The sequence below is a fragment of the Microbacterium dextranolyticum genome, assembly GCF_016907295.1.
Lineage (GTDB): Bacteria > Actinomycetota > Actinomycetes > Actinomycetales > Microbacteriaceae > Microbacterium > Microbacterium dextranolyticum.
This window is the reverse complement of record NZ_JAFBBR010000001.1, coordinates 21553-43288: the sequence shown is the minus strand read 5'-3', so window position 1 is coordinate 43288 and position 21736 is coordinate 21553. Positions and strand designations below refer to the sequence as shown.

General features: G+C 70.3%; 13 protein-coding genes. 7 read left to right on the top strand and 6 right to left on the bottom strand.

Features of this window, described 5'->3' with window-relative positions; all coding sequences use genetic code 11:
- Positions 1–29: 29 nt before the first annotated feature.
- Positions 30–1196 (bottom strand): AI-2E family transporter, encoded by a 1167-nt coding sequence (locus JOE64_RS00155; RefSeq protein WP_204962395.1) that lies wholly within the window; start codon positions 1194–1196, stop codon positions 30–32.
- 33 nt (positions 1197–1229) lie between these two features.
- On the opposite strand from JOE64_RS00155, the gene JOE64_RS00150 reads away from it, so the two are divergent.
- Together JOE64_RS00150 and JOE64_RS00145 are read left to right on the top strand one after the other, a co-directional pair.
- A complete protein-coding gene (locus tag JOE64_RS00150) occupies positions 1230–1529 on the top strand; it encodes a chorismate mutase (RefSeq protein ID WP_204962394.1) in 300 nt (99 codons plus the stop codon).
- Positions 1530–1715: 186 nt separating this feature from the next.
- On the top strand, positions 1716–8543 hold the full coding sequence (locus JOE64_RS00145) for a glycoside hydrolase domain-containing protein (protein ID WP_204962393.1): 6828 nt from the start codon (positions 1716–1718) through the stop codon (positions 8541–8543).
- Positions 8544–8609: 66 nt separating this feature from the next.
- Here JOE64_RS00145 and JOE64_RS00140 read toward each other — a convergent pair whose 3' ends face one another.
- The 5 genes from JOE64_RS00140 to JOE64_RS00120 form a co-directional block, all read right to left on the bottom strand.
- Entirely contained in the window at positions 8610–9332 is a 723-nt protein-coding gene (locus JOE64_RS00140) for a hypothetical protein (protein ID WP_204962392.1), read from the bottom strand.
- A gap of 24 nt (positions 9333–9356) precedes the next feature.
- Positions 9357–10406 (bottom strand): hypothetical protein, encoded by a 1050-nt coding sequence (locus JOE64_RS00135; protein ID WP_204962391.1) that lies wholly within the window; start codon positions 10404–10406, stop codon positions 9357–9359.
- Between the two features lie 62 nt (positions 10407–10468).
- Positions 10469–10606 (bottom strand): hypothetical protein, encoded by a 138-nt coding sequence (locus JOE64_RS00130; protein WP_204962390.1) that lies wholly within the window; start codon positions 10604–10606, stop codon positions 10469–10471.
- A 4-nt stretch (positions 10607–10610) separates the two neighbouring features.
- Positions 10611–12932 carry a phosphoribosylformylglycinamidine synthase subunit PurL gene (purL, locus tag JOE64_RS00125; protein WP_271202469.1) on the bottom strand — a complete coding sequence of 774 codons (2322 nt, stop codon included), beginning with the start codon at positions 12930–12932 and terminating at the stop codon, positions 10611–10613.
- A 242-nt stretch (positions 12933–13174) separates the two neighbouring features.
- The gene (locus tag JOE64_RS00120) at positions 13175–13489 is read right to left on the bottom strand and encodes a hypothetical protein (protein ID WP_204962388.1); all 315 of its coding nucleotides are present in this window, start codon (positions 13487–13489) and stop codon (positions 13175–13177) included.
- A 140-nt stretch (positions 13490–13629) separates the two neighbouring features.
- Between JOE64_RS00120 and JOE64_RS00115 the strand changes: the two genes are divergently transcribed.
- From JOE64_RS00115 to JOE64_RS00095, 5 genes are all read left to right on the top strand, one after another.
- Entirely contained in the window at positions 13630–14073 is a 444-nt protein-coding gene (locus JOE64_RS00115; protein WP_204962387.1) for a VOC family protein, read from the top strand.
- A 47-nt stretch (positions 14074–14120) separates the two neighbouring features.
- Positions 14121–19694 (top strand): lamin tail domain-containing protein, encoded by a 5574-nt coding sequence (locus JOE64_RS00110; protein ID WP_204962386.1) that lies wholly within the window; start codon positions 14121–14123, stop codon positions 19692–19694.
- Between the two features lie 82 nt (positions 19695–19776).
- The gene (locus JOE64_RS00105) at positions 19777–20106 is read left to right on the top strand and encodes a TraR/DksA family transcriptional regulator (RefSeq protein WP_204962385.1); all 330 of its coding nucleotides are present in this window, start codon (positions 19777–19779) and stop codon (positions 20104–20106) included.
- 241 nt (positions 20107–20347) lie between these two features.
- Positions 20348–20746, top strand: a complete 399-nt coding sequence (locus tag JOE64_RS00100) for an ArsR/SmtB family transcription factor (protein WP_204962384.1) — start codon at positions 20348–20350, stop codon at positions 20744–20746.
- 1 nt (position 20747) lies between these two features.
- A complete protein-coding gene (locus JOE64_RS00095) occupies positions 20748–21716 on the top strand; it encodes an SRPBCC family protein (protein WP_204962383.1) in 969 nt (322 codons plus the stop codon).
- Positions 21717–21736 lie beyond the last annotated feature (20 nt).

Genomic DNA, 21736 nt, shown 5'->3' with positions numbered 1-21736 from the left:
GACGTCGTGCTGCGCGCTCCTGCCGAGGCTCAGCCCTTGGCATCCTGTCGCGGGATGTACACCTTCTTGATGATCAGCAGGATCGACGCGGTGACGGGGATCGCCACGAGCGCCCCGAGAAGGCCCATCAGGGTGCCGCCGACCAGCGCGCCGATCACCACGAGCGAGCCCGGAACCGAGATCGCCTTGTTCATCACCTTGGGGGTCAGGACGTATGCCTCGACCTGCATGTACACGAGGTACAGCACCGCGAACACCAGTGCGCCGAGGGGGCTGGCGAACAGTGCGACGAGGCATCCCACGACCCAGAACATGACCGTTCCGACGAGCGGGATGATCGTGAGGCAGAAGGCGACCACGGCCATCAGCAGGGGGAAGGGCAAGTGCAGCACCGTGTACAGGATGAAGGTCATCACGGAGTTGAAGAACGCCAGCACCACCATGCCGCCGAGATACGACCCCACGGAACCGGTGATCTCATCGGTCATGCCGCTCACGAACGTGCGGCTACGGGCCGGCCAGAGGCGGTAGAACGCCTGCTTGATCTGGTCGAGCGACGCAAGGAAGTACAGGCTCAACACGATGATGATGATGAGTCCCGAGATGGAGCTCGCGATCGTCGCGCCGACCTGGAAGACGCCTCCGCCGATCGCGGCGATGTTCGCGGGATCGCTGATGAACTGCTGCAGCTGCGCGAGGAGCGCGCCGGCCTGGTCGCCGAAGCGCTCCGTGATCCACGCGTACGCGTCGCTGTGCTGGAACGTTGAGATCATCTGGGGCAGATCGCGGACGAACTGCGCGACCTGCGAGACGACGGTCGGGATGATCAGCCACAGCACCCCCACCATCAGCACCGTGAACACGGCGTAGACGATCACGATTCCCCACGCACGACTCACCCGATGGCGCTCGAGGCGGCTGACCAGCGGGTCGAGGCCGAGCGCGGCGAACAGTGCGAAGGCGATGTAGATCCAGATCGTGACCAGGTTGGTGATGGCCATGCCGAGCGCGAACGCCACGAGACCGCCGAAGGTCACGAAGAAGCCGACCGTGAACGGACGGTTGAGGTAGCTCCAATAGGTGCGGTCGGCGGGCGGCTCGAGCGGGGCGCCGTCTGCCGTGGTCAGCAGGGGAGCGTTCGTCGTGTCGGAGGCGCTCACCGGGGCGGCGTCGCGGGCGGAGCGGCGGGATCTCATGGCTCACACTTTAGGGCGCGATAGGCTCGGGGCATGACCGACGAGGCCGATCCGACCGCCACGCTGCGCCGGCTGCGCGGCAGCATCGACAACATCGACGCCGCCCTCATCCACCTTCTGGCCGAGCGCTTCAAGGCCACCCAGCAGGTGGGAGTGCTGAAGGCGCGTCACGGCATGCCCGCCTCGGATCCGTCACGCGAGGAGCAGCAGATCGCACGGCTGCGTCGCCTCGCCGAGGAGGCGGACCTCGATCCGGAGTTCGCCGAGAAGTGGTTCAACTTCGTGGTGGCCGAGGTCATCCGCCACCACACCGCGGCCGCCGAGAGCGTCTGAATCCCTGGCTCCGCGTGCGCCGATTCCGCGCTCCTCGGGGTGAGGTCGGCCAGCGATATCGGAACGACGGCGTTCACTCAACCGTAACGTTTTGGTAGACACCGTGACACCTGGTTCCGGTCCACTCGGCGATGTTGCCATACGCGGGGGCCGCTCCCCGCGCCCGTGAACCCCCCGGAGCCTTCGATGCCGTTGCCGACCACGACCTCCCCCTCCGCGCGCCGCCGGCCGCGTTCCCTCGCTGCCCTCGCCGTCGTCGCCGCCTTGGCGACGAACCTGCTCGCCGCGATGCCGGCGGATGCCGCGGTGCCGGCGGATGCCGGTCGGCTGACATCTCTCGTCGATCCGTTCGTCGGCACGGCCGGAGATTTCGGCAACGACCACCCCGGCGCGCAGGCACCGCACGGGCTCGCCAAGGTGACCCCGCTGACCACGCCGAACCGCAATCATGCGGGATACGACTACCGAGAAGACCAGATCGCGGGCTTCACGGCGACCAACCTCGACGGTGTGGGCGGCAGCGGCGCCGGTGGCGACCTGCTCGTCGTCCCCACGACGGTCGAGTACACCCAGCGTCCGGCGTCGAACACCTACGCGCACGACTACTCGCACGACGACGAGGATGCCGCGCCCGGGTACTACCGGGTCGGGCTCCGCTCGATCGGCGGCACCGATTCCGCGGTCCGACCGCAGAGCGGCACGATCGATGCCCAGGTGACGGCGACCACCCGCACGGCGGTCCAGCGCTACGCCTTCCCGGCGGGTCAGACCCCGTCGCTCGTCGTGGACCTGGGCAACAACTTCACCGGGCGGCTCGCCTCTTCCGTGGACGTCGCCTCGCTTCCCGACGGCACGGCCGCACTGTCGGGAGCCGTGGAAGGCACCTTCAACGGTGCGAACTACCGGTTGTTCTACTACGCCTCGACGACGGCGCCGGTGACCTCCGTGCAGACGTGGGGCGACGGGGGCGCGTTCGGTGAGGAGAAGCGCCGGTCCGGCACCGACACCGGCGCGGTGCTCCGCTTCGCGGCCGCCGATGCCGCCGACATCGGTCTGCGCATCACCTTGTCGCCGATCAGCAGCGAGCAGGCCGCCGTCGACCAGCGTGCCGAGTTGGGGTCGGACGGGTTCGACCGAGTTCGGCAACGCACGAGTGCCGAGTGGGAGCAGCTTCTGGAGAGCGTCGAGATCTCGGCATCCGAGACGAGCGACGCCGACGGATCGCTCAAGAAGCTCTTCTACACGCACCTCTACCGCATGTTCGCCACGCCCGTGAATGCGACGAGCACATCGGGCACCTACCGCGGCGTCGATGGGATCGTGCACCGCGCCGACGGCTACACCTACTACGACGGCTGGTCGTCCTGGGACGATTTCCGCAAGTACTCCGTGTTCGCCTACGTGGCGCCCGATCAGTACCGCGACATGGTGCAGTCGCTCATCACCCTGCTGGCCGACACCGCTTCGACCGGCAAGCAGCTCAACCAGCTCATGCACTCCGTGCCGCAGGTGCGCTGGGAGCGTTCCGCCGTCATCATCGCCGACGCGCTGTCGAAGGGCTTCGACGGCTTCTCGCGATTGGACGAGGCCTGGCCCTCCCTCACCGACACTGTGGGGTACTACTCCGGAGACCAGCTGCGCCAGGGGTATGTGAACGAAGACCCCGGAGTCGTCGTGCAGCGCGGCTACGACCAATGGGCCCTGGCGATCGTCGCCGACGAGATCGGACGCTCGCAGGACGCGGCTCAGCTGCGTGAACAGTCCTCGTTCGCCGTGAAGAACCAGATCCGCCCGGGAGCGTGGACATCCGCGGACGGGACCGCCGTGGGTCTGCTCACCCCGCGGCGCGGCGACGGCAGCTGGGTCGATGTGGACTACGAGAAGTTCGAGGCCGCCCGGCTCTATCAGGGCACACCGTGGCAGTACACCTGGTATGGCGCGCACGACATGGACGGATTGATCGCGGCGATCGGCGGCCCCGCCGCCGGACGAGCCGCGATCGAGCACATGTTCGGCGAGGACTCGGATCGTACCGACGGGTCGACGATGCTGCACTCCAACGCGAACGAGATCGACCTGCAGGCCCCGTATCTGTTCAACTACGTCGGCGAGCCCCGCCTCACGCAGAAGTGGGTGCGCACGATCTATACGAAGGAGAGCTGGAACCGGTACATCGCGACGGGGAGCAGCAACGAGATCCCAGGTCACCCCGCGAGCGGCGGCGAGTTCCGCCCGCCGGTGCTGCGCAAGGTGTACCAGCTCGATCCGGAAGGTCTTCTGCCGACGATGGACAACGACGCCGGCACGATGTCGACGATGTTCGTCGCCGCGGCCGTGGGTCTGTTCCCGGTGACGGCGGGCAGCTCGCAGTATCAGATCGGCACGCCGTTCTTCGAGAAGGCGACCATCCGTCACCGCGACGGCACGAGCTTCTCGGTCTCTGCGAACGGGGTCTCTCCCGACGCGTATTACATCCAGTCGGCGCAGCTGAACGGCACAGCGACCTCGAACACCTGGGTGGACTACGCCGACATCGTCGGCAACGGCGACCTCTCGTTCGACATGGGCTCGTCGCCGTCGACCTGGGGTGCGGACACCGCCCCCGCGTACTCGGCCAGCACCGCGACGCCCACGCCGGCGGCCACCGCGAGAGTCGCGCCGGCCACGATCGCCGCCGATGCGAGCGGCGAGGTGTCGGGGGTCATGACTCTCACGCTCGACACGGCGGCGAGGTTCGTCGCGGCGCCGGGTACGGACATCTCCGGCAAGGTCACGGTCACCGGCCTGCCGAGCGGTGTCTCGGCGAGCGTGGTCGTCACCGCCGCGACAACGGCCGAGGTCCGTCTCAGCGGCCACAGCACGACCGGCGGCACGTTCTGGCTCGACGTCGACAAGGACGTGGTCGATCCCGCCGTCGCGCTCACCGGAGACGGACTATCCGGGCGGAGCCCGCTCACGATCAGTCCCGTCCAGATCGATCGGTCGGCGCTCGCAGCCCTCGTCCACGATGTCGAGCTGCTCGAGCGGGGCAACTACGCGGTGACCACCTTCCGTGCGATGCAGGTGGCGCTCGATCGGGCGCGCGTCGTGCTCGACTCTCCCGCGACCACCAGCGCGGCGGTGCGTATCGCGCAGGATGCGCTGCAGACGGCGGTCGACGCGCTCGTCATCGACGAGGGCGGGTTCCGACGACTCGAGGCGGAGCAGTCCGACAGCTGGTCGGGTGGATCGCTCGTGAACGAGGCCTATCAGTCCGGCGGCAACCTGGGCGGCGTCGGCGACGGTGCCTGGGTCCGTTACGAGGGACTGGACTTCTCGGTGGGAGCGCCGCGCTCCGTGAGCATCCGCTATGCCAACCCCTCTGCCGCGAGCACCGTCGAGGTCCGCGCCGGTGATCGCGACGGTCGCGTGATCGCGACCCTGACGCTGGCGCCGACGGGGTCGTGGGGCAACTACGCCACGGTGAGCGCCGACCTCACTCCCGAGGATGCCGCCGCGCTCGCCGCCGCGGGTTCGGCGACCTTCCTCATGCACGCTCCGTCCGGTCAGCGCTGGGTGTCGAACTTCGACTGGTTCGCGTTCTCGCGCCACAAGGGCGACGACGCACCGCAACCTCCGGGACCTGTCGCCGAGCTGACCGCACGTAACGCCGCACAGACAGGCGGCGGAGCACGTGCGCTCAATCTCGCCAACGGCAAGTTCGAGAACGTCACCGCCGGTGCGTGGGCGCTGTGGCGCGACATCGATTTCGGCGGCGGGGTCGACACCGTGACCCTCCGCATCGACAAGCCGCGGTCCCGCGCGGCATCCGATTCGCACGTGCAGCTGCGCCTCGGCGCCGTCGACGGTGAGCTGATCGCCGATGTGCCGCTGCCGTACACCGGGGATGGGTGGGGCACCTGGCAGGAGGTGGTGGCCGGCGTCGACGCGAGCCGACTGACGGGTCGCCAGACGCTGGTGGCCGTGTTCTCGTCATCGACCCAGACGGATGCTCAGCCCTACGTCGCCAACATCGACAGCGTGGTGTTCACCGCGGCGACCACCGAGCAGACGGTGCTGGAGGCCGAGGCGTGGGCGGCGAACAGCGGCAACGGCCTGAAGTCCGAGAACAGCTCGTGGAACGACGGAACACGCGTCACGAACCTCGGCGGCACCTATGACCGGGCGTGGCTGGACTACGGCATGATCGATTTCGGCCTGCCCGGCAAGAACACCGTGGCCGTGCACTACGTCAACAACTCGAACCGGGTCGGGCGCAACTCCGCGATCTGGCTCTACCTCGACGGATTCGATGCCGCGACGCCGGGCGAGCCGTTCGCGAAGATCCCCCTGCCGGTGACCGGCACCAACTGGTCCGCGGCCGGGACGATGACGGCGGACCTTCCGGAGGCGATCACGGGACGCCACACCGTCCACGTGTTGCTGCGGACGGATGCGTACGCCGATCACCCCTATGTCGGAAACATCGACAATCTGATCTTCGGCATCCGCCCGACCGTGCCCGAGACCCATCCGGCCGACGTGACGGATCTCGATCGTGCGATCGCCGAGGTGAGCGCGCTCGAGGGGGGACTGGACCGGTTCGTCCGGATCAGCGCGGCCACCTTCACCCGCGAGCTGGCCTCGGCCCGCGTACTCGTGGGCTCGGGTACGACCTCGCAGGACGACGTGGACGATCAGACGCGCAGGCTGCGGCTGGCGGCATCTCAGCTCGTCCCGACGGTGCGAGCCGAGCTGCGGGTCCTGACGGCTCTTGCCGCCGGTGTCGTCGAGGGGCGGTACACGTCGGAGAGCTGGCAGGCGTTCGTCGCCGCGCGGACCGATGCCACGTCGGTCCTCGCCGACGCATCGTCTTCCGATGAGGCGCTGCGCGGCGCCGCGCAGGCGCTCGAGGCCGCCCGAGCGGCCCTCGCCGTCATGCCGGACCAGCTGCCCGGAATCTCGAGCGCGGTCGCGTTGTCGACGGTGGACGACGCGGTGACGGTGACATGGGCCCTGGTCACGGATGACGGAGGCACGCCGATCACCGGCTACCAGGTCGAGCTCTCGGACGGACACCGCGCGACGGTCGCCGACGGGGCGCAGTCCTCCGTCACCTTCGCCGGTCTCGTGCGCGGCAGCAGCGTCTCGGCTCAGGTGCGGGCGCTCAACGCGGTCGGGATGTCGTCGGGCTCCGCCTCGGCCGCTCCGATACGCGTCGGTGAGCGCAGCGAGCGAACCCTCGAGGCGCTCCGCGTCGACGCGCTCGTGAACACCTCGCCGGCGTCGTATGCGCCGGGGGCCTTCCCGGAAGGGGTCCTCAAGGCGACGTATCCGTCGGATGCCTGGTCGACCGATTCCGAGTTCCTCGACATCCTGAGCGGCTTCCGCACCCTTCCCGACTCGGCGCTCGCCGAGAACGCGCGGCCCGCGCGTGGGGAGCGCCCGACGGCGCAGAACGATCTGATCGCGCTGCAGACCAACCGGGCCGCGGATCGGGCGCAGGTCGCACGTGCCGTGACGGATGCCAACAACGACCCGAGTCGGACGATGGCCGATGCGCTCGGCTCGGTGCTCTCCTCTGCCTACCTCGCGGCGCGGGACGACGGTCGGTTGTCGAAGACGGCCGCCCTGTTCGGGCGCGTCAGCACCGGCATCGACCAGCACCAGCGCGCCAAGGACGAGTTCCGCTATCTGCGTCCCTATGTCCGGATGGGTCTGGTCGGCTCCGGCGGTCTGATGCGCGACGCGTCGGGCGTCGGCTACGACGCGCTGTCGACGGATGGCTCATACCCGAGCGGCCACACCTACGCCGGATACACGGTGGGAACGCTCCTGGCGACGCTCGTGCCGGAACTGTCCGCGCCGCTGCTCGCCCGCGCGTCGGAGTACGGCGACAACCGTGTCGTGCTCGGCTTCCACTATCCGATCGATGTCATGGGCAGCCGGATGGTCTCGCAGGCGGCGATCGCTCACCGCTGGGCCGATCCGCAGTTCGCACCTCTGCTGCTCGCGGCGCGACAGGAGCTGCTCGAGGTGTTCACGACGGCGTGCACCGCCGCCGGATTCGACGACCTGGCATCGTGCTCGCGACAGGACGCGTACCGCGGTCTCGACGTCGCGGGTGACCTCGCGGTGTATTCGCAGCGTCTGAGTTACGGCTTCGCGAAGGTGGCACCGGGTGGTCAGCCGGTCCGCATCCCCGCGGATGCCGGGGCGCTCCTCACGACGGCCTTCCCCGACCTCAGCAACGCTCAGCGGGTGCAGATCCTGGAGCAGACGGCGCTCGACTCCGGCTTCCCCCTGGACGCGACCGCTTCGGGAGACGCGAGCTGGCAGCGGATCGACCTCGCGGCGGCGCTGACGGCGAAGATCCGGATCGCCGATGACGGCACGGTCACGGTGCTGGGCCACACCGACGCCACGGCGCAGAGCGTCGCGACGGCCGCAGGCCTGACACTCGACGGCGTGGCGGTGTCGGGCTTCTCGCCCGACACGAGCGCCTACGTCATCGATGTCCCCGCGGCGGCGCGGACTGCTCCGACCGGCCGTGCCCAGCACTCCGTCGGACCGGTCGTCGGCGCGGTCCCGGTGATCGGGGCAACGGCCACGGCAGCGGGAGCCTCCGTGAAGGTCGAAGAAGGCGGCCACGCGCTCACGAGTGAACTGGACGGCGCTCAGGTGCACGGATTCACGGTGACCGTCACATCGGCGAACGGCGAGGTCACTCGACGGTACGACATCGCGCTGAACCTGCTCCCCGTCAAGGGCGGTACGGGCGACGGCGGAACGGAGCCCGGAACGGGTGAACCCCAGCCGGGCGACGGCTCGACCGGCGGCACGCCCGGCGGCACATCCGGCGGCACGTCCGACGGTTCGCTGTCGGGCGGAGGACCCGCCGCCGGCGGACACGCGTCTCCTCTTGCCGACACCGGCGGGGCGCTCGCCTCGGGCCTGGTCCCCGCCATCCTCATGATGATCGCGCTGGGTCTGGTGGCCCTGATCGAGGGTCGCCGCCGGGCACGACGCCCCTGAGTGCAGGGGCGGGAGATCACCGCAGACCGCGCCCGAGGACGTACGCCCTCGGGCGCGGTCTGCGAATCAGTCGGTGTGGGGCTTGGCGTCGAGGGGGAGTGCGACGCGCTCCTCGAGGATCGTGATCGCGTCGTCCGAAACGACGATGAGGCCGTCGAGCTCTTCGCGCACGCGCTTGTAGGCCACCTGACGCTCCGCCGGCGTGGCCCCGCCGTCGACGGCGACCGACAGCAGCTGCTGGGCGGTCTGCAGACGTTTGCGCTCGGCGTCGGTGAAGTCCGAATCCTTGAGACGCCGCGCCTCGCGCTCGGCGACGTCGAACGCGACCTCGTAGTCGGTGACGGCATCGGCGTACGCGGTGAGCTCGTCCTCGGTGACGTGTGCCTTGATCGACGCGGGGCGTAGGCGGTCGGCGGTCTTCTTGGCTCGCAGGAACGCAGCCGTGAGCGGCTGGCGACCGTCGCTGATCGTCGGGAACGCGATCAGCTTCGCGACGTCGAGCTCGTAGTCGAGCCACCGCGCGGTGACCCCGTCGTGCTCCGCGAACAGCTTCTCGAGCTGAGGCTGGGTCGGCGTCGGCTTGGTCAGCGGGCGGGGATCGGATGCCGAGGCCACTTGCCGCGGCGAATCCGCGGCTTTCAGCGCAGCCTTCGCCTGCAGGATCTCGAGACGGCGCGCGTGGCGCGAGCGCGCCCCGAGCTCCCACCGCCGCGCGAAGCCGCCGAGCACGCCCATGATGGGGAACACGAGCCACCAGTACTCGCCCGCGAATGTCCAGAACCCGCCCACGGAGCCCACCCTACGCGCTCGATGTCAGGAACGGTCTGGGCGTGACTTCCGCGAGGGGATCGGCCACGCCGGGGGCGTGGCTGCTGAGGGGTCGGGGGCGCGTGTCGGGCCCTCCGGAGCGGGTTGTGGAGCGTGCGGAGTGTGCGTGGCGCCCTGCGCGGATGCCTCGCGCTGCGGCCCCGTCGAGCGGTGGCCGTCCGCGTCGTCCCCCGGTGCGCCTCGGTCGCCGGCGCGGGGCGCCTGCTCGGGGGCACGGGGCGCGGTCGCCCGCGCGAGTGCCTCGGCTCCGCGCGTCAGGATCGTCTGCGTGAGGTTCTGTGCGATCTCCTGCGCCGAGCTCAGCCACGGTGCCGTCGCCGCGGTGTCCGGTCCCGGCCCGGCCGGGGCGGAACCGTCGGCGCGGGCGCGCCGCCACGCCTCGGCCTCGGCCGCATCGAGCGCCCGGGACAACCGGGCGACCCCGTCGCGGTAGGCGCTGAACTGCGCGGGCGTGATGCGGGCATTCGGCGATGAGGGGCGCAGTGCTCGCGTGGCACGCAGCTCGGCGTGGAAGGCGGCGGTCGCCGGAACCCGCACATCGGTCATCGCGGGGAAGGCCAGAAGACGCGCGGGATCGGTCTCGTACTCGAGGAAGCGCGCCGACAGCGCATCGTCGGCAGCCATCAGTTGCGCCAGGGGGAACTGGGCGGGGTCGGCTCCGCGTCGACGGATGGCGACGCGGTCGGCGCTCACGCTCGCGCGCCGCGCGCGCATCGTCGCGGTGGCCGCGCGCGTCTCTCGCTGTGCGATGTCGAGGTCGCGTCGGGCCGCCTCGACGTCGGCGCCGCTTGCGCGCCCCGCCGCCCGTTCGGCCTGCGTGCGGGTGAGTTCGGCGCGGGCCACGCGCACGGATGCGCGTGCCGCGAGGGCATCCCGACGAGCCGTGCGCAAGGCCTCGAGCGAGGCGTCGTACGCGAGCCGACGCGCTTTCGCGGTGCGCTGTCCGCGCAGGCCGATCCAGCCGAGGGCGCCGGCCCCGATCACGCTGGGGCCGATCCACCAGAACTCGGCGACCGCCGACCAGATCGGATCCACGCTCTCATGCTATCCAGCATCGCTGACAGCGCTCCCGGAAGGTCGACGCCGGGCCCGGTGCCTCAGCCGAAGATGAGGGCGAGCACGGTCGCGCCGCCGCCGACCAGGATGAGGGCGGCGATCACGACCCACGCCACGATGCGGGTCCGCCGCGTACGGGCTTCGCTCATTCCGGCGTATTCGTCCTGATCGCTGCTCATGCGCTCAGCCTACGGGCTCGGTCACCGTCGCCCCGAAGGCGGCGGGCAGCGTCGCGGTCGACCGGGCGCGCAGCTCCGACGCCGTGAGGGTGAACACGCCCTGCACCTCGAGCGCCGCCTCGTCGCCGTCGGCGGCGGGGTCGGTCACGCCGATGCGCAGCACCGGGTAGCCGCGTCCCTCGCAGAGCCCGCGGAACTTCACGTCCTCCTCGCGGGGCACCGAGACGATGACCCGAGCGGTCGACTCGCTGAACAGGGCGGTCGCGGCATCCACGCCGTCGCGTTCGACGATCTCGTCGAGCCACACACGGGCGCCGACGCCGAAGCGCATCACGGCTTCGGCGAGAGCCTGCGCGAGGCCACCCGACGAGAGGTCGTGCGCGCTCGAGACGAGTTCCTGCTGCGAGGCCGCCTGGATCAGCTCCGCGAGCCGCTTCTCGGCGGCGAGGTCGACCGCCGGCGGGCGTCCGCCGAGGTGACCGTGCACCGTGCCGGCCCACGCCGAGCCGCTGAGCTCGGTGGCGGTCACGCCGAGCAGGTAGATGTTCTCGCCGGCATCCTGCCACCCGCTCGGAATGCGGCGGGCGACGTCGTCGATGATCCCCAGCACGCCGACGACGGGGGTCGGGAAGATGGGGACGTCGCCGGTCTGGTTGTAGAAGCTGACGTTGCCGCCGGTGACCGGCACGCCCAGCGCGAGGCACGCGTCGGCGAGCCCGTCGACCGCCTGCCCGAACTGCCACATGACCTCGGGGTTCTCGGGGCTGCCGAAGTTCAGGCAGTCGGTGACGGCGGTGGGCACCGCGCCGGTCACGGCGACGTTGCGGTACGCCTCGGCGAGGGCGAGCTGCGCACCCGCGTACGGGTCGAGCTGGCAGTAGCGGCCGTTGCAGTCGGTCGCGATCGCGAAGCCGAGACCCGACTCCTCGTCGACGCGGATCATGCCGGCGTCATCGGGGAAGCTCAGCGCCGTGTTGCCCATGACGTAGTAGTCGTACTGGTTCGTGACCCAGCTCGTGTCGGCGAGGTTCGGGCTGCCGAGAAGCTGCAGGAACTGCGCCTTCAGCGTGTCGGGATCGTTGCTGCGCTCGAGCGCAGCGGCCGAGTCGAGCTGCAGCGCGTCGATCCACGTCGGGTAGGTGACGGGGCGCTCGTAGACGGGGCCGTCGACGGCGACCGTCGAGGGGTCGACGTCGACGATCTGCTCGCCGTGCCAGAAGATCTGCAGGCGGCCGTCGCCGGTCACCTCGCCGAGGACGCTCGTCTCGACGTCCCACTTGCCGGTGACGGCGAGGAAGGCATCCAGCTTCTCGGGGGAGACGATCGCCATCATGCGCTCCTGCGACTCGCTCATGAGGATCTCCTCGGGAGTGAGCGTGGGGTCGCGCAGCAGCACGTTCTCGAGGTCGACGCGCATGCCCGAACCGCCGTTGGCCGCGAGCTCGCTCGTCGCGCACGAGATTCCGGCGGCGCCGAGGTCCTGGATCGCCTCGACGAGCTCGCCCTTGTACAGCTCGAGGCAGCACTCGATGAGCACCTTCTCGGCGAACGGATCGCCCACCTGCACGGCGGGGCGCTTGGTCGGGCCGCCCTCGGCGAAGGTGTCGGATGCCAGGATCGACGCACCGCCGATGCCGTCGCCGCCCGTGCGCGCCCCGAAGAGCACGACCTTGTTGCCGGCGCCGGTCGCATTGGCGAGCTTGATGTCCTCGTGGCGCATGACGCCGACCGCGAGGGCGTTGACGAGCGGGTTGCCCTGGTAGACCGCGTCGAACACGGTCTCGCCGCCGATGTTCGGCAGGCCGAGGCAGTTGGCGTAGAAGCTGATGCCGCTGACCACGCCGTGCACGACGCGTGCGGTGTCGGGGTCGGCGATGTCGCCGAAGCGCAGCTGGTCCATGACCGCCACGGGGCGCGCCCCCATCGAGATGATGTCGCGGACGATGCCGCCGACACCGGTCGCGGCGCCCTGGAACGGCTCGATGTAGCTCGGGTGGTTGTGCGATTCGACCTTGAAGGTGACCGCCCAGCCCTCGCCGACGTCGACGACGCCGGCGTTCTGGCCCATCCCGACCATGAGGCGGGCCTTCATCTCGTCCGAGACTTTGTCGCCGAAGCGGCGCAGGTAGATCTTGCTCGACTTGTAGGAGCAGTGCTCGCTCCACATGACGGAGTACATCGCCAGTTCGCCCGACGTGGGGCGGCGGCCCAGGATCGCCTTGATCTGGTCGTACTCGTCGGGCTTGAGGCCGAGCGCCGCGTACGGCTGCTCCTTCTCGGGCGTCTGCTCGGCGTGCTGGACAGTGTCTGCGACGGGGGTGCTCACGCGGCTGGACTCCAAGATTCAGGTGCCGGGGACGCGCCTCAGTCTAGTTGGGGCGGGCGGATCCTGCGCCTCGCCGTCGTGAGCTCGCAGGGCGGGCGGGCCTGGCCTCGCTCCTCTGGTGCCAAACTGCAGGAGCGGGCGGGTGCGCAGCGCCTCGGGGGTGTCAGGGGGCACGCGCGTCACACCTGCTCCTGCAGTGTGGGGTGGGGCGGGGCGATGCGCGGCGGCGGGGACGGGGCGGGTCAGCCCTCCTCGGAGTCGATCACGCCGATCCCCACCGCGTGGTGACTGGGCTCGGCGGCGGCGGGGGCGGGTTCGCCCGGCTGCGGGGCGGGCGCCTCGTCGGGACCCGGCGCCGAGGGTTCGGCGGGAGCCGGCACCGAGGGCTCGACCGGGTTCGGGGCGAGGGGTTCGTCCGGGTTCGGCACGGTCGGCTCTTCGCCGGGCTCCTTCTCGGTGCTCGGTTCCGAGAGCTCGTCGGTGGTCGGCTCGCGCCTCTCGGTCGCCTCGTCCGGCTCGGTCGCCGGGTCGGCCTCGGGGGTCTGCGGATCGGTCATGTCGTCCTCCTCGTCATCGCGGCGGTCGGGGCGGTGTGCCCGTCCGCCATCTGTCCCGAGTCAACGCCGGTGCCCGGGGTCGCGCAGGGGCGTTGACACAGGGCCTCGCGTATGCCGACGCGGCGTCGTATCCTCGCCCCATGGCCGGCCCGATCCCGTACCTCTCGTTCGACGGCACCGCACGAGACGCCCTCGAGCACTACCGCGAGGTCTTCGGCGGCGACGTGGTGCTGCACACCTATGCGGAGTTCGGCCGCGACGACGGCCCCGAAGGCCACATCGCCCACGGAGCCCTGCAAGGCCCCGTCGACGTCTTCGCATCGGATGCCGCGCCCGGCGAGGCCACTCTGGAGCTGCGCGGCATCCTCTTCTCACTGCTCGGCGCATCCGATCCCGCCACGCTCGAGCGGTGGTTCGCCGCGCTGGCGGAGACCGGAGAGGTCATCGATGCGCTCGCGCTGAAGCCCTGGGGAGATCACGACGGGCAGGTGCGCGACCGCTTCGGTGTGACGAGGCTCATCGGCTATCAGGGGTCCAGAACACTTGACGACGACAGATCCGCGCACTCGGTTACCCGCCATTAACCTGCGCGCCTCCCGCCGTCTGCCTGGGGCCGCTTTGCTGTCCCCTCGTGTCCCCTCACATCACAGCATCCGTTCGCGCCCCCTGGGCGGCCGCACTCGTCGTCGCGCTGACTCTCGGCTCTCTGACCGCGACCAGCGCGGTCGCCGCCGAGCAGCCCGCCACCTGGCCTCTGCTCGTCTCCGAGATCGCCCCCGACAACGCCGGCACACCCGACCTCACCGGCGGAACCACCGGCGACCAGGACCAGTTCGAGTTCTTCGAGATCACGAACCTGTCCACCGCGGCGATCGACCTGCGCGCGGGTGGCTACGCGCTCAGCTACATCTACAACGCGACCGGATCGCCCACCGACGACACCGCCGAGAAGCCGCTGACGGTCACCGAGACGACCCCGGTCATCCCGGCGGGCGCATCGGCTGTGTTCTGGCTGCAGTACAAGAGCGGCTCGACGGTCGACAGCACCCACTTCACCGACGCCGAGTTCCGCTCCCACGTCGGCGCCGCCGCCGACGTGCCGCTGTTCCACGTCACGGGGCAGGCGGGCATGGCCAACTCCGGCACCCGCGGCATCCGCATCGCGCAGAACGGCGAGACGGTCACCTGGTCGTCGTACACCCGTGACGCGGCCGACAAGGGGCGCTCGACGCACTTCGGCGTGCCGACCGACACCTCCTCGCGCGGCGCCCTGTCGCTCGGCGACGGCGCGTACACGGCCGGCACCGTGACCGACGCCCAGAAGAAGCCCGCCGTGGTCACCCCCATCGACCCGACGGCGACCCCCACACCGACACCCACCCCCGACCCGACCGGCAGCGCCACCCCGACTCCCACGCCGACCGCGACGGCCCCCGCCGTGGGTCCCGGAGCCGCCGGCAACGCGGGGCGCTACTTCCCGCTGGCGATCACCGAGATCCTCGGCGACAACCCGGGCACCGACCTCTACGAGTACCTCGAGGTCACCAACACGACCGACCAGCCGATCGATCTCGACGCGCAGAAGATCGGCATCCGCTACAACACGTCGCAGTGGAACGCCGGCAGCGACCAGCCCGTCTTCCACCAGGACGGTGACGGCGCCACCGCCACCGTGATCCCCGCGGGTGGTGTGGCCCTGTTCTGGATGAACTACAAGGAGAACAGCACCCAGCGCTCCATGAGCATCCAGCAGTTCCGCGACTACTACAGCCTCGGCGCCGACGTCCCGGTCTTCCGCTTCGGCAACCAGGAGGGCTTCGCCAACGGCGGTAACCGCGGGTTCAGCCTCGTCAAGGACGGAACGGTCATCAACCGCGCCTGGGTCGGTGCGGGCAAGATCGACAGCGACGGCGGAGTCGTGCAGTTCGGCGTGCCGTCGACGATCGGCGCCACCGACGCGGTCGTCGTCGCCGAGAACGCACCGCGCACTCCCGGTGCCGTCACGACCGCCCAGGTCACGAGCGCGCTCACGCGCCCCACCGACTCGACGCTCGCCTCGCCGATCCTGCAGATCACCGAGCTCGCCCCCGACACCGTGAACGTCAACGGCTCCGACGGCTACGAGTTCATCGAGGTCTACAACGCCTCGGACGCGCCGGTGAACTTCGGCGACTACGTCATCAACTACATCTACACCGACAACTCGCTCAGCGGCCCCGTCTCCGAGGGCTCCACGCAGTGGCCGGCGACGCCCGCCAACCCGGTCATCCAGCCCGGCAAGGCGCTCGTGCTGTGGGTGAAGAACGGCAACAACTCCGCGCTGACCGCCGCGGACTTCAACTCGCAGTTCGGCACGTCGCTCGTCGCCGGTGAGAACCTCGTCGAGCTCTCGACGAGCGGCATGGCCAACGGCGGATCCCGCGGCATCCAGATCTCGACGAACACCGGCACGGATGTCAGCCGCGCCTACTACTTCACCGACGACCAGACGACGCCCACGACTGCGATCCAGTACGCGTGGAACCCGCAGGGCGCCTCGCCGATCTGGGCACCCAAGCCCGCCGACGGCACGGTCCAGACGCTGCTGCGCCTCGACACGCCCACGCCCGGTTCCGTGAGCGACGACCAGGTGCGTCCGGCCCTCCGCCCCGCCCCGGCCGCGGGCACCGCCCCCGTCATCACCGACCTGACCGGCGGCACCGAGATGCCCAGCACGCCGGGCCTCGACCTCGGCTTCGACATCACCGACGACCACGAGGTGCGCACCGTCACCCTCACCCTGACCGACAACCTGGGCGCGACCATCACCCGCAACCTCACGTTCGGCGCCGCGAACCGGTACCTCTACGCCGTGCCGCAGGCCGACCTGTTCGGCAAGCGGTGGGTCGAGTACACGGTCACCGCCACCGACGGCTCGCAGACCTCGACCCTGGGGCCGGTGCGCGTTCCGCTGACGGATGCCACGACCGACCTGGTGCGGCTCAACCTCACCGACGGCCAGTTCGTGTCGGGACAGGTGCGCGTGCAGGGCACGAGCGACGCCGCCGCCGGTTCGCTGGCGCTGACTGCCGACGGCTCCGTGCTCGCCGCGACGACCCCGTCGCTCGAGGACGGCCCGATCTTCGCGTTCGAGGCGACCAACACCGACGCGTTCTTCCGCAACGGAGTCCTGCTCGGCGACGACGTGCTGAAGATCTTCGACGAGGGCTACTACGAGCGCATCGTCACGGTCGACGCGGCCGTGCCGGTCACCCGGGTGGAAAAGGGCAAGCCCCTCACCCTGACGGTCACCTCGGGCACCAAGGCGAAGCCCTATGGCGACCCGAACGAGAACAACGACGACTTCTCGGCGATGAACTTCCGTCTCGCGCTGCCCGATGGTCGGGTGCTGCACCCGGTCAGCTGCGCGACCCGCTGGGAGGCCGACGGTGCGGTGACCGCTCCGGCGCCGTACACGTGTGCCACCGGCGACAAGCGCGTCAACTTCAGCGACGACACGCTCGTCTCGATCGATCTGACCTTCGACGTCCCCGATGACGCGTTCGACTCGATCGCCGCCACGTGGGACACCACGAAGGTCGCCGACGGTGCGCACGCGGTGGCGGCCACCGACGGCAACCATGCCCTCTCGCGGTCGGTGCAGGTCGACAACACGGCGCCGGTCATCACGACGGCGCTCACCGACGGCCAGCTCTACCGCGGGGACTTCACGGTCGACGGATCGGCGGCCGACGCCGGCTCGGGCCTCGACACGCTGACCGCGACACTCGACGGCGCCGCCGTGACGCTGCCGCTGGCCACGTCGTCGCTGACGCTCACCCCGGGCGACCACACGGCGGTCTTCACGGCGCGCGACCACGTCGGCAACACCGCGACGCGCACGATCGCCTTCCGCACGGCCGACGAGCGCCCCGGCATCACGCTGCTGGCACCGTCGGCGGGCGGCACCGTCACCGGCGACAAGGCGACGCTGTCGGCCACCGCGACCTCGGCGCAGGCCGACGCCCTCGACCTCAGCTTCCGTCGCGGGTACACGTTCACGCCGGCGCAGAGCCAGGTGCACGTGGCATCCGGATCGACGACGACGGCAGCGGCGGGCGACCGCACGGATGCCACGCCGCTGAGCGCCGACGACCTCGCGAAGCTCTCGGCGACCGACGGGGTCGACGTCGCCGCGACGAGCGACACCGCCTTCCCCTACCAGCTGTTCACGGTCGACGTGCCGACCGACTCGGGCTCGGGTGCACTCGCCCGCGTCGCCTGGGACGGTCGCGCGAACGCCGACGCGAAGGTGCTGCTGTACGCACGCAAGACCGACGGCTCGTGGGAGAAGGTCGACCAGTACCTGACCACGGAAGGGGCCGCGACCACCTTCACCCTGAAGGCGCTCGTCCCCGTCGACGGCCACGCCACAGGCGGAAAGCTCACGTTCCTCGTGCAGCACTCCGAGGGCTTCGCGGGCACCGCGCGCTCGAGCCGCACCGACTCGGCCGCCCCGTACAACGCAGGGGCCACGCCGCGCAGCGACTACGACTTCACGATCGGCTGGGAGTCGGACACGCAGTACTACAACGAGAACCAGGGCTACCTGGCGGGAACGACCGGTGACGACAAGTTCTACCAGCACCAGGTCGACATCCATGACTTCCTGCTGAAGCAGCGCGACAACCTCAACCTGCAGTACGTCATGCACACCGGCGACATCGTCGACGACTACATCGCGACCGAGCGGGCCGCCGGCAACGACGACCCCGAGTACGAGTGGAAGAACGCCGACGCCCAGTACAAGCGATTCGACGAGGCGGGACTGCCCTACGGCATCCTTGCCGGGAACCACGACGTGGGCCACGCTGCCGACGACTACTCGAACTTCTCGAAGTACTTCGGTGAGAGCCGCTACAGCGGCAATCCCTGGTACGGCGGCTCGTACAAGGACAACCGCGGCCACTACGACCTCATGACGGTCGGCGGCGTCGACTTCCTGATGCTGTACATGGGCTGGCCGGCGGTCAACAACACGGCGTCCAACGACGAGGACATCGCCTGGATGAACTCCGTCATCGCCCGCTACCCCGAGCGCAAGGTGTGGATCGACCTGCACGAGTACATGCTCACGACGGGTGGTCTCGGACCCATCCCGCAGCGCATCTTCGACGAGGTCGTCAAGGCCAACCCGAACGTGTTCGCGGTGAGCTCGGGCCACTACCACGACGCCTACACGCGCACCGATGCGATCGACGACAACGGTGACGGTCAGCCCGACCGCACGGTCTACTCGATGCTGTTCGACTACCAGGGTCTGCAGGAGGGCGGCCTCGGCTACCTGCGACTGCTGCACTTCGACAACAAGGACGGACGGATCATCATCCGCACCTACTCGCCGTCGCTCGACGTGTTCGACTCGCAGGACCCGGCGCTCACGAGCCCCGAAGGCATGCAGGAGTTCACGATCCCGTACGCGGCGATCGGCCTGAAGGCGCAGACCAAGACGCTCGCGACCGACTCGTTCCGCGCTGACATCCTCACCGCCGACGAGGTCGGCACGGTCGCGAAGGCGCCGTCCGGCTCGGTCTCCACGGTCGACTGGAAGGGCCTGACGGCGGGCGAGCACGGCTGGTACGTGCAGGCGACCGGTCCGCACGGCGGCCTGGAGTACTCCGAGGTGCGCACCTTCACGACGACCGCGGGCACCGGCGGCGGCACGGATCAGCCGGGCACCGGCGGTGGCACCGACCAGCCCGGAACGGGCGGCGGCACCGATCAGCCGGGCACGGGTGGCGGCACCAACCAGCCGGGCACGGGGGGCGGCACCTCGGCGATCACGCTGACGCTGTCGGCCGACCAGGTCGCCGCGGGCGGCACGGTTCGCGTGCAAGCGCAGGGGCTCGTGCCCTCGGCCTCGTATCGACTCGTGCTGCACTCGACGCCGGTACTGCTGGCGACGGTGACCGCGGGCGCCGACGGCACGATCGACCAGAGCCTGCTGATCCCGCAGGACACCGCCCTCGGTGCGCACGCGCTGCAGCTGTCGCGCGCCGACGCTCCCGACACGGTCATCGCCTCGGCCGCGCTGACGGTCACGGCGCCGAGCCTCGCGGCGACCGGCGGCAGAAGCGACGACCTGGGCGGCGTGGTGGCGGCAGGCATCCTGCTGCTGTGCGCGGGTCTGGTCGTGGTCATGCGGCGCCGGCGTCACGCACACTGACCGACGGTCACGAGGGGCGCATCCGTTCGCGGGTGCGCCCCTCGTGCGTCCCGGCGGGGGAGAGCTGACGTACCCTCGGGGCATGTCCCGCGACGTCCTCTCCGTGCGGCGGCGCGAGCTCGACGCCCTGCTGGCGCGGCTCGACGCCGACGACGATGCCGTGCGCGCCGACCGCTCGGCCGCGACCGCCGACGACGAGCACGACCCGGAAGGCTCGACGCTCTCGGGCGAGTGGCAGCGGCTCGACGCCCTGCGCCGTTCGGTGCTCGACGAGCGCGCCGAGGTCGACGCCGCGCTCGCGCGGCTGGATGCCGGTTCGTACGGCACCTGCGTCGTGTGCGGTCGCGCCATCGCACCCGCACGGCTCGAGGCGCGCCCGATGGCCACGACCTGCATCGCCTGCGCCGCCTGAACTGGGGCGCGGCCGAGGTGGGTGGTCGCGCCGGCGGGTCGGCGGCGCGGTGGGCTGGCGGCGCGGTGGGCTGGCGCTGAGCCGGCCGCAACTCCTCCACTTTCGGGCAAGGCGGCGTCCACAGACGGCGCGTCGCGGTGCGGCGAACCGAAATGGAGGAGTTCGGCCCGGGCTGGTCCGCAGACATCGACACCCGCCGCCCTCTTGACACCGCCCACGCGACGCCCTAACGTGCAACCAAATGGTTGTACAAACTGAGTTGAGCGACGATGAGACCGACCGGCTGTTCCAGGCCCTGGCGGCGGCGACGCGGCGCGACATCCTGCGGCGCACGATCCTCGACGAGCAGTCGGTGTCGGCGCTCGCCGCGGACTACGACATGTCGTTCGCCGCGGTGCAGAAGCACATCGCCGTCCTCGAGGCCGCCGGCCTCGTCATCAAGCGTGCCGAAGGACGCGAGCGCCTCGTGCGCGCCGACCCGCGCATGATCGCCCGCGCCCGGGCGCTCCTCGCCCGCTACGAAGACCTCTGGCGCTCGCGCATCGACCGCCTCGACGCCCTGCTGGCCGAACCGGCATCCACCCGCACACCCCGCGAACCTCACGACACCCGCGAACCCAACCCCGTCCCAGGAGACTGACATGCCCGTCATCGACATCACCCCCGATCCCGACTCGCTCACCATGACGATCGCCGCCGAGTTCCACGCTCCGCTCGAGCGCGTCTGGTCGACCTTCACCGACCCGCGTCAGCTCGAGCGCTTCTGGGGCCCTCCCGGGTGGCCCGCGACCTTCACGCAGTTCGACTTCACCCCGGGCGGGCTCGCGCAGTACGCCATGACGGGTCCGCGCGGCGAGAGCTCGCGCGGACGTTGGGAGTTCGTGCGCATCGACGCGCCCGACGCATTCGAGGTGCTCGACGGGTTCGCCGACGAGAACGGCGCGCTCGTCGAGGGGATGCCGGCGATGCGCATGGTCTTCTCCTTCACCGCCGACGGCGACCGCACCCGATTCGACGGCGTGACCTACTTCACCTCTCTCGAATCCCTCGAGCAGGCCGTCGGCATGGGGATGGTCGAGGGCACCCGCCTCGCGATGGGTCAGCTGGATGCCGTGCTGCAGGACCTCCGTTCCTACGCGCAGGGCGCGGGCACCCGCACCGAGCTGCTGACCGACACGCACGTGCGGATCACCCGGCTCATCGACGGCCCGCGAGAGCTCGTCTGGCGTGCCCACCACGAGCCCGAGCTGCTGCGGCGGTGGCTGCTCGGCCCCGACGGCTGGCAGCTGATCGAATGCCAGGTGGGCGACACCTACCGCTACGTCTGGCAGCAGAGCGACGACGAGTCGACCCGGTTCGGTTTCGAGGGTGAGACGGTGCTCAGCGACCCGATCCGTCGCGCCGTCACGACCGAGAAGATGATCGGCACCGACGGCCCGTCGACCCTCAACGACCTGCAGCTCTACGAAGAAGACGGCGCGACGCTGCTCACCCTCCTCATCGAGTACCCCGATAAGGACACCCGCGACATGATCCTCGCGACCGGAATGACCGACGGCATGGAGGCCTCGTACGCGCGCCTCGAGAACGTGGTCCGCTCCGGCGCCTGACGGGCACGGACCGCCCGCGG